Genomic DNA, 14,878 nt, shown 5'->3' on the forward strand with positions numbered 1-14,878 from the left:
CGGGTACCGTTGTGGTCGATACGCCGGCCAACGACGTTTACAACAATGGCTCTACCGTCAGCACCACCATCACGGGCGCAACGGGCGGTAACTTCGAGAACCTGGTACCGAATACCACGCCAGCGGTCACCACCATTACCGATTCGATCGACACCACCACGGTCACCCTGACCGCTGGTTCGACCGTGACCGAAGGCGGTCAGATCACCTACACCGCCACCTTGACCAACCCGGCGCAGACGCCTGTGAATGTCACCTTGAGCAATGGCTCGGTGATCACCATCAAGGCCGGTGAGTCGACAGGCAGCGTTGTCGTTGATACGCCAGCTAATGACGTCTACGTCAACGGCAGCACCGTCAGTACGACGATTACGGGCGCGACTGGCGGCAATTTCGAGAGCCTGGTGCCGAGCACCACGCCAGCGGTTACCACCATTACCGATTCGATCGACACCACCACTGTGACGCTGACAGCCCCAACCGAGGCGAACGAAGGTGGTCAGGTGACGTATACCGCCACGCTTTCCAATAAAGCGGGCACTGATGTCACGTTGAAGTTGGACAACGGCTCAAGCATCACCATCAAAGCTGGCGAAACCGTTGGCACCGTGACCGTGCCCGCCCCTACCGATGACGTGTTCATCGACAAGAGCACCCAAACGGTCAAGATCACCGAAACCACCGGCGGCAACTTCGAAAAACTGGAAGTTGCAGGTAACGGCGCGACCACCACGATCAACGACACCATCGACAAAGTTGATGTGGTTCTGACCGCTACCACCACCGTTGGCGAAGGCGGCAACATCGTCTACACCGCTAGCCTTGTGGATAAAAACGGCGCGCCGGTGACTAACATCACTAACCCGTTGACCGTCACTTTGGATAACGGTCAGACCATTACTATCGGTGTTAACCAATCCAGCGGCACCGTTACCACCGTGGCGCCAGACGATATTTATAAAGGCGATCAGACCGTCACCGCTGCTATCAAGGGTGTGACCGGCGGCGAGCATTTTGAAAATCTGGTTCCAGGTATTACCCCAGTTAACACGACCGTTACCGATACACCGGGCACCGATAACACCACTACCGTGACACTGACGGCTCCGACCGAGGCGAATGAGGGTGGCGAGATCACTTACACCGCCACGCTTTCCAACAAAGCGGGCACTGACGTCACGCTGAAGTTGGATAACGGCTCAAGCATCACCATCAAAGCTGGCGAAACCATTGGCACCGTGACCGTCCCTGCGCCTACCGATGACGTGTTCATCGACAAGAGCACGCAGACCGTTCAGATCACCGAGGCCACTGGCGGCAACTTCGAAAAACTCGAAGTGGCAGGCAACGGCGCGACCACCACGATCAACGACACCATCGACAAAGTCGATGTGGTCCTGACCGCCACTACCACTGTCGGCGAAGGCGGCAACATCGTCTACACCGCCAGCCTTGTGGATAAAAACGGCGCACCGGTGACTAACATCACTAATCCGCTGACCGTGACCTTGGATAACGGCAAGACAATCACCATCGGTGTGAACCAGTCGAGTGGCTCTGTCACCACTATCGCGCCGGATGACGTTTATAAAGGCGACCAGACCGTCACTACCGCTATCAAAGGCGTCACTGGTGGCGAGCACTTTGAAAACTTGGTCCCTGGCACGACGGCAGTGAACACCACTGTCACCGACACCCCCGGTACCGACAACACAACGACTGTCATCCTGACTGCGCCAAATGCAGTTAACGAAGGTGGCCAGATCACGTACACCGCGACCTTGAGCAACAAGGCCGGCACCGACGTCACGCTGAAACTCGACAACGGCTCAAGCATCACCATCAAGGCTGGCGAAACCGTAGGCACCGTCACTGTCCCTGCGCCTACCGATGACGTGTTCATCGACAAGAGCACGCAGACCGTCAAGATCACCGAGACCACTGGCGGCAACTTCGAGAAGTTAGAAGTCGCAGGTAACGGCGCAACCACCACGATCAACGACACCATCGACAAAGTCGACGTAGTCCTGACCGCCACCACCACCGTCGGTGAAGGCGGCAATATCGTCTACACCGCCAGCCTTGTGGATAAGAACGGCGCGCCGGTGACCAACACCACCAACCCGCTGACCGTTACCTTGGACAACGGTAAAACCATCACCATCGGCGTAAACCAATCGAGCGGTAGCGTTTCGGTTGTTGCTCCTGATGATGTGTATAAGGGCGACCAAACCGTCACCACGGCTATCAAAGGCGTGACTGGTGGCGAGCATTTTGAAAACCTGGTCCCAGGTACAGATAACGTCACTACAACTGTGACTGATACACCGGGTACCGACAACACCACTACCGTGACGCTGACGGCTCCGACCGAGGCGAGCGAAGGTGGTCAGATTACCTACACCGCGACCTTGAGCAACAAGGCTGGCACTGACGTCACCCTGAAGCTGGATAACGGCTCGTCGATCACCATCAAGGCTGGCGACACTGTTGGCACCGTGACTGTCCCTGCGCCTACCGATGACGTGTTCATCGACAAGAGCACGCAGACGGTCAAGATCACCGAAACCACCGGCGGCAACTTCGAAAAACTCGAAGTGGCAGGCAACGGCGCAACGACCACGATCAACGACACCATCGACAAAGTTGATGTGGTCCTGACGGCCACTACCACCGTTGGCGAAGGCGGCAATATCGTTTACACCGCCAGCCTTGTGGATAAAAACGGCGCACCGGTGACTAACATCACCAACCCGCTGACCGTGACTTTGGATAACGGCAAAACCATCACCATCGGTGTGAATCAGTCGAGCGGCTCCATCACCACCATCGCGCCGGATGACGTGTACAAAGGCGACCAAACTGTCACTACCGCCATCAAAAGCGTGACCGGCGGCGAGCACTTCGAAAACCTGGTCCCTGGCACGACGGCAGTGAACACTACTGTCACCGATAACCCTGGCACCGATAACACCACCACCGTTACGTTGACGGCTCCGGCTGAGGCAAACGAAGGTGGTCAGATTACGTACACCGCGACCTTGAGCAACAAGGCCGGTACTGACGTCATCTTGAAGCTGGATAACGGATCTTCGATCACCATCAAGGCTGGCGACACGGTTGGCACCGTAACTGTGCCCGCGCCGACCGATGACGTGTTCATCGATAAGAGCACTCAGACCGTCAAGATCACCGACGCTTCCGGCGGCAACTTCGAAAAACTCGAAGTAGCAGGCAACGGCGCAACGACCACGATCAACGACACCATCGACAAAGTTGATGTGGTCCTGACGGCCACCACCACCGTTGGCGAAGGCGGCAACATCGTTTACACCGCCAGCCTTGTGGATAAAAACGGCGCACCGGTGACTAACATCACCAACCCGTTGACCGTCACCCTCGATAACGGCAAAACCATCACCATCGGCGTAAACCAATCGAGCGGTAGCGTTTCGGTTATTGCTCCTGATGATGTGTATAAGGGCGACCAAACCGTCACCACCGCTATCAAAAGCGTGACTGGCGGCGAGCATTTCGAGAACCTGGTGCCCGGCACTACGGCAGTGAACACCACTGTCACCGATACCCCCGGTACCGACAACACAACGACTGTCACCCTGACTGCGCCAAGTGCGGTTAACGAAGGTGGCCAGATTACCTACACCGCGACCTTGAGCAACAAGGCTGGCACTGACGTCACCCTGAAGCTGGATAACGGCTCGTCGATCACCATCAAGGCTGGCGAAACCGTTGGCACCGTGACTGTCCCTGCGCCTACCGATGACGTGTTCATCGACAAGAGCACCCAAACGGTCAAGATCACCGAAACCACCGGCGGCAACTTCGAAAAACTGGAAGTTGCAGGCAGCGGCGCAACGACCACGATCAACGACACGATCGACAAAGTTGATGTGGTTCTGACCGCTACCACCACCGTTGGCGAAGGCGGCAACATCGTCTACACCGCTAGCCTTGTGGATAAAAACGGTGCGCCGGTGACTAACATCACCAATCCGTTGACCGTCACCTTGGATAATGGCCAGACCATCACCATCGGCGTAAACCAGACTAGCGGTAGCGTTTCGATTCTTGCTCCTGATGATGTCTATAAAGGCGATCAAACCGTCACCACCGCTATCAAGGGTGTTACCGGCGGCGAGCACTTCGAAAACCTGGTCCCTGGCACGACGGCAGTGAACACTACTGTCACCGATAACCCTGGCACCGATAACACCACCACCGTTACGTTGACGGCTCCGGCTGAGGCAAACGAAGGTGGTCAGATTACGTACACCGCGACCTTGAGCAACAAGGCCGGTACTGACGTCATCTTGAAGCTGGATAACGGATCTTCGATCACCATCAAGGCTGGCGACACGGTTGGCACCGTAACTGTGCCCGCGCCGACCGATGACGTGTTCATCGATAAGAGCACTCAGACCGTCAAGATCACCGACGCTTCCGGCGGCAACTTCGAAAAACTCGAAGTAGCAGGCAACGGCGCAACGACCACGATCAACGACACCATCGACAAAGTTGATGTGGTCCTGACGGCCACCACCACCGTTGGCGAAGGCGGCAACATCGTTTACACCGCCAGCCTTGTGGATAAAAACGGCGCACCGGTGACTAACATCACCAACCCGTTGACCGTCACCCTCGATAACGGCAAAACCATCACCATCGGCGTAAACCAATCGAGCGGTAGCGTTTCGGTTGTTGCTCCTGATGATGTGTATAAGGGCGATCAAACCGTTACCACCGCCATCAAAGGCGTGACCGGCGGCGAGCACTTTGAGAATCTGGTCCCAGGCACCGATAACGTCACCACAACTGTGACTGATACACCGGGCACCGATAACACCACTACCGTAACGCTGACAGCTCCGACCGAGGCGAATGAGGGTGGCCAGATCACCTATACCGCGACCTTGAGCAACAAGGCCGGTACTGACGTCACCCTGAAGCTCGATAACGGTTCGTCGATCACCATCAAGGCTGGCGACACTGTTGGCACCGTCACCGTGCCCGCCCCTACCGATGACGTGTTCATCGACAAGAGCACCCAGACCGTCAAGATCACCGAGACCACTGGCGGCAACTTCGAGAAGTTAGAAGTCGCAGGCAACGGCGCAACCACCACGATCAACGACACCATCGATAAAGTCGATGTGGTACTGACCGCCACGACTACCGTGGGTGAAGGCGGCAACATCGTCTACACGGCCAGCCTTGTGGATAAGAACGGCGCGCCGGTGACTAACATCACCAACCCGTTGACCGTCACCCTCGACAACGGCAAAACCATCACCATAGGCGTAAACCAATCGAGCGGTAGCGTTTCGGTTGTTGCTCCTGATGACGTGTACAAAGGCGACCAAACCGTCACCACTGCTATCAAAGGCGTGACTGGTGGCGAGCAATTTGAAAACTTGGTCCCTGGCACGACGGCAGTGAACACCACTGTCACCGATACCCCCGGTACCGACAACACGACGACTGTCACGCTGACTGCGCCAAGTGCGGTTAACGAAGGTGGCCAGATTACCTACACCGCGACCTTGAGCAACAAGGCTGGCACCGACGTCACGCTGAAACTCGACAACGGCTCAAGCATCACCATCAAGGCTGGCGAAACCGTAGGCACCGTCACTGTCCCTGCGCCTACCGATGACGTGTTCATCGATAAGAGCACCCAGACCGTCCAGATCACTGACGCTTCCGGCGGCAACTTCGAAAAACTCGAAGTTGCAGGCAATGGCGCAACCACCACGATCAACGACACCATCGACAAAGTCGATGTGGTCCTGACCGCCACTACCACCGTCGGCGAAGGCGGCAATATCGTCTACACCGCCAGCCTTGTGGATAAGAACGGCGCGCCGGTGACCAACATCACCAATCCGCTCACCGTCACCTTGGATAACGGCCAAACCATCACCATTGGTGTGAATCAGTCGAGCGGCAGCGTTTCGGTTGTTGCTCCTGATGACGTGTACAAAGGCGACCAAACCGTCACCACTGCTATCAAAGGCGTGACTGGTGGCGAGCACTTTGAAAACCTGGTGCCGGGTACTACAGCGGTGAACACCACCGTTACGGACACACCGGGTACCGACAACACCACCACCGTTACGCTGACGGCTCCGTCCGAAGCAAACGAGGGCGGTCAGATCACTTATACCGCCACGCTTTCCAACAAAGCAGGCACTGATGTCACGCTGAAGTTGGATAACGGCTCAAGCATCACCATCAAGGCTGGCGAAACCGTAGGCACCGTCACTGTCCCTGCGCCTACCGATGACGTGTTCATTGATAAGAGCACGCAGACCGTTCAGATCACCGAGGCCACTGGCGGCAACTTCGAAAAACTCGAAGTGGCAGGCAACGGCGCCACCACCACGATCAACGACACCATCGACAAAGTTGATGTGGTCCTGACGGCCACTACCACCGTTGGCGAAGGCGGCAACATCGTTTACACCGCCAGCCTTGTGGATAAGAACGGCGCACCGGTGACTAACATCACCAATCCGCTGACCGTGACTTTGGATAACGGCAAAACCATCACCATCGGTGTGAACCAGTCGAGTGGCTCTGTCACCACTATCGCGCCGGATGACGTTTATAAAGGCGACCAGACCGTCACTACCGCTATCAAAGGCGTGACCGGTGGCGAGCACTTTGAAAACTTGGTTCCTGGCACGACGGCAGTGAACACCACTGTCACCGATACCCCAGGCACCGATAACACCACCACGGTTACGCTGACTGCGCCAAGTGCCGTTAACGAAGGCGGCCAGATCACCTACACCGCGACCTTGAGCAACAAGGCCGGTACTGATGTCACCTTGAAGCTGGATAACGGCTCGTCGATCACTATCAAAGCTGGCGAGACCGTCGGTACTGTGACCGTGCCCGCCCCTACTGATGACGTGTTCATCGACAAGAGCACTCAGACCGTAAAGATTACTGATGCTTCCGGAGGCAACTTCGAAAAACTCGAAGTCGCAGGCAACGGCGCAACCACCACGATCAACGACACCATCGACAAAGTCGACGTCGTCCTGACCGCCACCACCACCGTTGGTGAAGGCGGCAATATCGTCTACACCGCCAGCCTTGTGGATAAAAACGGCGCAGCGGTGACCAACATCACCAATCCGTTGACCGTCACCTTGGATAATGGCCAGACCATCACCATCGGCGTAAACCAGACTAGCGGTAGCGTTTCGGTTCTTGCTCCTGATGATGTCTATAAAGGCGATCAAACCGTCACCACCGCTATCAAAGGCGTAACCGGCGGCGAGCATTTCGAGAACCTGGTGCCGGGCACTACCGCGGTGAACACCACCGTTACGGACACACCGGGTACCGACAACACCACTACTGTGACGCTGACAGCGCCAAGTGCCGTTAACGAAGGTGGTCAGATCACCTACACCGCGACCTTGAGCAATAAGGCCGGCACCGACGTCACGCTGAAACTCGACAATGGTTCAAGCATCACCATTAAGGCTGGCGACACTGTTGGCACCGTCACTGTCCCTGCGCCTACCGATGACGTGTTTATCGATAAGAGCACCCAGACCGTTAAGATCGCCGAGACCACCGGCGGCAATTTCGAAAAACTCGAAGTGGCAGGCGACGGCGCAACCACCACCATCAATGACACCGTCGACAAGGTCGATGTGGTCCTGACCGCTACTACCACCGTCGGCGAAGGCGGCAATATCGTCTACACCGCCAGCCTTGTGGATAAAAACGGCGCAGCGGTGACCAACATCACCAATCCGTTGACCGTCACCTTGGATAATGGCCAGACCATCACCATCGGCGTAAACCAATCGAGCGGTAGCGTTTCGGTTCTTGCTCCTGATGATGTCTATAAAGGCGATCAAACCGTCACCACCGCTATCAAGGGTGTTACCGGCGGCGAGCACTTCGAAAATCTGGTTCCAGGTACTACCCCGGTTAACACCACCGTTACTGATACACCGGGCACCGATAACACCACTACCGTAACGCTGACAGCTCCGACCGAAGCGAATGAGGGTGGCCAGATCACCTATACCGCGACCTTGAGCAATAAGGCCGGTACCGACGTCACGCTGAAGTTGGATAACGGCTCTTCGATCACCATCAAGGCTGGCGACACGGTTGGCACTGTGACCGTGCCCGCTCCTAGCGATGACGTGTTCATCGATAAGAGCACTCAGACCGTCAAGATCACCGACGCTTCCGGCGGCAACTTCGAAAAACTGGAAGTTGCAGGCAGCGGCGCAACGACTACGATCAACGACACCATCGACAAGGTGGATGTGGTCCTGACGGCCACCACCACCGTTGGTGAAGGCGGCAATATCGTCTATACCGCCAGCCTTGTGGATAAGAACGGCGCGCCGGTGACCAACATCACCAACCCGCTCACCGTTACCTTGGACAACGGCAAGACCATCACCATCGGCGTAAACCAATCGAGCGGTAGCGTTTCGGTTCTTGCTCCTGATGATGTGTACAAGGGCGACCAAACTGTCACCACCGCTATCAAAGGCGTAACCGGCGGCGAGCATTTCGAGAACCTGGTGCCGGGCACTACCGCGGTGAACACCACCGTTACGGACACACCGGGTACCGACAACACCACGACTGTCACCTTGACTGCGCCAAGTGCTGTTAACGAAGGTGGCCAGATCACGTACACCGCCACGCTGTCCAACAAAGCGGGCACTGACGTCACCCTGAAGCTGGATAACGGTTCGTCGATCACCATCAAGGCCGGTGAAACCGTTGGCACCGTAACCGTCCCTGCCCCTACCGATGACGTGTTTATCGATAAGAGCACGCAGACCGTCAAGATCACCGACGCCTCCGGCGGCAACTTCGAAAAACTGGAAGTTGCAGGCAACGGCGCCACCACCACGATCAACGACACCATCGACAAAGTCGATGTGGTCCTGACCGCCACCACCACCGTTGGCGAAGGCGGTAACATCGTTTACACCGCCAGCCTTGTGGATAAAAACGGCGCACCGGTGACCAACATCACCAATCCGCTGACCGTGACCCTGGATAACGGCAAAACCATCACCATCGGCGTAAACCAATCGAGCGGTAGCGTTTCGGTTCTTGCTCCTGATGATGTGTACAAGGGCGACCAAACTGTCACCACCGCTATCAAGGGTGTGACCGGCGGCGAGCATTTCGAAAATCTGGTCCCTGGCACTACCGCGGTGAACACCACCGTTACGGACACACCGGGTACCGATAACACCACCACCGTTACGCTGACAGCGCCAAGTGCCGTTAACGAAGGTGGACAGATCACCTACACCGCGACCTTGAGCAATAAGGCCGGCACCGACGTCACACTGAAACTCGACAATGGTTCAAGCATCACCATTAAGGCTGGCGACACTGTTGGCACCGTCACTGTCCCTGCGCCGACCGATGACGTGTTCATCGATAAGAGCACGCAGACCGTCAAAATCACTGACGCTTCCGGCGGCAACTTCGAAAAACTCGAAGTCGCAGGCAACGGCGCAACGACTACGATCAACGACACCATCGACAAGGTGGATGTAGTTCTAACTGCTACCACTACCGTCGGCGAAGGCGGCAATATCGTCTACACCGCCAGCCTTGTGGATAAAAACGGCGCTCCGGTGACCAACATCACCAATCCGCTGACCGTGACCCTGGATAACGGCAAAACCATCACCATCGGCGTAAACCAATCGAGCGGTAGCGTTTCGGTTGTTGCTCCTGATGACGTGTACAAGGGCGACCAGACCGTCACCACTGCTATCAAAGGCGTGACCGGCGGCGAGCATTTCGAGAATCTGGTCCCTGGCACTACCGCGGTGAACACCACCGTTACGGACACTCCGGGTACCGACAACACCACTACTGTGACGCTGACAGCGCCTAACGCTGTTAACGAAGGTGGACAGATCACCTACACCGCGACCTTGAGCAACAAGGCCGGTACTGACGTCACCCTGAAGCTCGATAACGGCTCGTCGATCACCATCAAGGCTGGCGAAACTGTTGGCACCGTAACCGTACCCGCGCCTACCGATGACGTGTTCATCGATAAGAGCACCCAGACCGTCAAGATCACCGAGACCACTGGCGGCAACTTCGAGAAGTTAGAAGTCGCAGGCAACGGCGCCACCACCACGATCAACGACACCATCGACAAAGTCGATGTGGTCCTGACCGCCACCACCACCGTTGGCGAAGGCGGCAACATCGTTTACACCGCCAGCCTTGTGGATAAAAACGGCGCAGCGGTGACCAACATCACCAATCCGCTGACCGTCACCTTGGACAATGGCAAAACGATCACCATCGGTGTGAATCAGTCGAGCGGTTCCATCACCACCGTAGCGCCAAACGACGTCTACAAAGGCGACCAAACCGTCACCACCGCCATCAAAGGCGTGACCGGTGGCGAGCATTTCGAGAACCTCGTGCCGGGCACGACGGCGGTGAACACCACCGTCACCGACACACCAGGCTCCACCGACCTGACCACCGTCACCTTGACTGCCCCGACCGCGGTCAACGAAGGCGGCCAGATCACCTACACCGCCACCTTGAGCAACAAGGCCGGCAGCGACATGCTGGTCCAGCTCGACAACGGTTCGAGCATCACCATCAAGCAAGGTGAGACCATGGGCACGGTGACCGTCCCGGCGCCTACCGATGACGTGTTCATCGACAAGAGCACCCAGACCGTCAAGATCACCGGCACCACCGGCGGCAATTTCGAGGGTGTGACCATCACACCTGCGGGCGCCACGACCACCATCAACGACACCATCGATGACGTGACCGTGGTACTCAAGGCCACTGGCTCGGTCAGCGAAGGCGGGCAGATCGTGTACACCGCGTCCCTGGTCGACAAGAACGGCGTGGCGGTGAACAACGTTGGCTCAGACCTGGTCATCAAGCTGGATAACGGCTCGACCATTACCATCGGCAATGGCAAGTCCACCAGCTTCACCACCGCCACCGCACCTAACGATGCGTATGTCGGCGCCAATGACGTCACCACCAAAATCACCGGTGTGGTCAGCGGTGGCGACAAGTACGAACACTTGATCGTCGACGGCAGCACTGTGGTCACCAAAGTGACCGATGTGGTCAGCAACACCACCATCAGCATTACCGGCGATGCGTCGGTGACTGAAGGCGGTACGGCGCACTACACCCTGACCCTCACCAACCCGCCGCAAACCGACGTGACCGTAACGCTCAAGTACAGCGGCACCGCTACCGACGGTTCAGACTTCAATGGCGTGTACACCGTGAAGATCCCGGCCGGTACCACCAGCGTACCGTTTGATATCCGCACGCTCGACGACAAGATCACCGAGCCTACGGAACAGATCGTTATCACCATCGACAAGGTCACCGGAGGCAACTTCGAGAACCTGGTGATCGACAAAGGCACCGTCACCACCAACATCCTCGACAACGATGCACCGCCGGTGATCGACCTGGATGCCAACAACTCCAGCGGCGCCACGGGTGCCGATTACAAGACGATATTTACCGAGGGTACCGCCGGGCCGGGCGTGTCGATCGCCGATACGGATATCAAGATCACTGACCCAGACAGCACACTGCTGACGGGCGCGACGGTCACGCTGACCAACGCACAGGCCGGTGATGCCCTGAACCTGGGCAATAGCGTGAATGGCATCAGCGTCAGCACCAACAACCAGACGGGCACTATTACCCTGACGTTGTCCGGCAGCGCAACGCTGGCTGACTACATGCAACGTATCCAGAACATCACGTTCACCAACAACAGCCACGACCCGAGCACCACACCGCGCACCATCACCGTGACGGTGACCGATGGCGGCAACTACTCCAACGTGGCCACCACCACCGTCAACGTGGTAGCGGTCAACGATGCACCAGTGGCCACTGGCGGTGCTGTGACCGGTACGGAAGACACGGCGCTGGCCCTGACCTGGGCCAACTTCGGCGTGAGCGATGTGGACTCGCCACAAGCCAGCCTCGGGGTGAAAATCACCGAGCTGCCGGTAGCCGGCAAGCTGCAGTACCTGGCGGCGGACGGCAGCACCTGGACCAACGTGACCAGCGGCCAGACCTTTACCAAGGCCCAGATCGATGGCGGCCAACTGCGCTTTATGCCGAACGCCAACGAGTCCGGCGCCGACGGTTACGGCGGCACTGGCGTGGGTAACAAACAGGCGGATTACGCGCAGTTCAAGTTCCAGCCAACCGATGGCAAGGACCTGGGCACCAGCGCTACGGTGAAAGTCGATATCACTCCAGTGGCCGACGCGCCGACCCTCAGTGTGGCAGACAACAACGTTGCCTCGACCGGCCTGGTCAAACAGGGCTGGAACAGCATCGCCGGCCTTGGAAACAACGGCAACGGTGCTGCACCGGACGCGCTGAAAAAAGCCATCGATAACGCGGGCACACCCAACAGCACCTCTGTGGTGACCAACGTCGAGTCCGTCGACAACGTGGCCGCTGGCTCTGGCTCCAAGATCTCCGGCCTGATCTACATGGAAGCGGGCAAGAGCTACACCTTCAGCGGTATCGCCGATGACAGCGTGGTGGTCAACGTTGGCGGTAAAGACGTTGCCAGCGGTTTGTGGGGTACCAACAGCGGCAAGTTCAGCGGCTCGTTCACCCCAACGACCACTGGTTACTACAGCCTTGAGATCTACCAGGCCAACCAAGCGGGGCCTGGCAGCTTTGACGTCAACCTGTCGGTCAACGGCGGGGCGGTGCAGAACCTGAGCACCAGCACCGTGCCGTTGTACACCGGCCTTACCGACCTGACCAACGCCGGCGTCAGCGTATCCGACCTGCATGGCAGCAACGGTGACGGTTACTACGTGGGCTACAAGCTCAACGAAGGCCAGGAAAACGGCACGGTCAAATTGTCCAAGGTCACCACCGCGCTGACCGACACCGACGGCTCCGAAACCCTGAGCGTGAAGATCAGCGGCATCCCGGCAGGCTCGGTACTGACCGACGCGTCTGGGCACACCTTTACTGCGGGTAAAACCGTGGGCGAAGTGAATGTCACCGGCTGGGACCTGAACACCCTGACCATCAAGCCGCCGACCTACTACAGCGGCCAGTTCAACCTGACGGTCACTTCGACTTCCACCGAGAGCATCGGCGGGTCAGCGACCACCACCGCGCAATTGCCCGTCACGGTGCATCCGGCGACCTACAATTCGGTCACCGGCACCTCGGGCAGCGACACCATCAATGGCAGCGATGGCAACGACATTGTCGTGGCCGACGTCGCCGGCTTGAACGTGGTGCAGGGCAAGAACTACAACATCGCGTTCATGATCGATACATCGGGCAGTATGGGTGCGGACTCGATAGCAGCGGCAAAAACCTCGCTGACTACCACGTTCAACTCGCTGAAAAACAGTATCGGCGCCAGCACCTCTGGCACTGTAAATATCTTCCTGGCGGATTTCAGCGACCAGGTCAATCGAACGGTGACAGTCAACCTGAAAGACCCAGGTGCATTGGACTCGCTGCAGAAAGTCCTGGATTCCATGGTGTCTACCGGCGGGACCAACTACGAAGACGTGTTCAAGGCCGCGGCCAACTTCTTCAAGAGTGCCCAGGCGACTGGCAACACTGGCGCTATCAATACAACGTACTTCATCACCGATGGTCAGCCGACGTTTTACCAAGCGTCCGAGCAGACCAACCCGTACTTGTACGGCAACGTCAGGCTCGATGATGTCGTCACCATGAACAACTACACCATAGGTACCGCCACCCGGATCAACATCGATTCGAATAACTACCTTGATATCAACTCTGCCGGCAAGGTAACCCTCTGGTCCTACGGCTGGGGCTACAACAAGGGAATCATCCACGCCCAAGGGGATGGCACCTATGAAATATCGGTGCAAGGCGGCCTCGGCTACGATACCGACTACTACACCACCGCCAACTCCAACAGCGCGTTCGCACTGCTTAAAGGTCTGTCCACAGGTGGCGTAGAAGCCATCGGCCTCAACAGTGGGGTCAGCTTGAATCAGTTGGCACCGTACGACAGCGATGGCAAGCCACAGGCCAACATCGATCCGAAGGACTTGGCCAACGCTATCCTCGGCCACACAGAGGCGACGTTGCCGGGCGCGGACACCGTCAGCGGTGGCGACGGCAACGACATTCTCTTCGGCGACCTGGTGAGCTTCAGCGGGATCAATGGCGAGGGTTACAACGCCCTGCAGGCCTTTGTCGCACAGAAGACCGGCGTGGCTGTCTCTGCGGTGACCGCCTCTAACGTCCACCAGTACGTTACCGAACACTATGTGGACTTCGACGTCTCCGGCGCCAAGGATGCCAATGACACGCTGCTGGGCGGGGCTGGCGATGACATCCTGTTCGGCCAGGGCGGCAACGACCTTCTGGACGGCGGCAAAGGCAATGACATCCTGCTGGGCGGCACCGGCAACGACACGCTGATTGGCGGTCAGGGCAACGACATCCTGATCGGTGGCTCGGGGGCCGACACCTTCGTGTGGAAGGCGGGCGACATCGGCAACGATGTGATCAAGGACTTCAAGGCGTCCGAAGGCGACCGCATTGACCTGCGTGATTTGTTGAAAGGTGAAACCGACAGCACCATCGACAACTACCTGAAGATCACCACGGTAGATGGCGTGTCGACCCTGCAAGTGAGCAGTGAAGGCAAGCTCAACGCCGCCGGTGGCTTGGCCAATGCCGATGTGACGATCAAACTGGAAGGCAACGATTGGTCCCACACCAGCATCAACTCGCTGATCAGTGGTGCCGACCCGACCATCAAGATCGACCACACCTAAGACGCGATTGATCGGCC

At 57.6% G+C, this 14,878-nt stretch carries 1 protein-coding gene; it reads left to right on the top strand.

Annotated features, from left to right (window positions below):
- A partial coding sequence (locus GIV35_RS24385; protein WP_442962634.1) for an immunoglobulin-like domain-containing protein occupies positions 1-14,861 on the top strand: 14,861 nt, incomplete at its 5' end.
- Positions 14,862-14,878 lie beyond the last annotated feature (17 nt).

This window comes from Pseudomonas sp. PA-1-6B, from assembly GCF_021609545.1.
Taxonomy (GTDB): domain Bacteria; phylum Pseudomonadota; class Gammaproteobacteria; order Pseudomonadales; family Pseudomonadaceae; genus Aquipseudomonas; species Aquipseudomonas fluorescens_BV.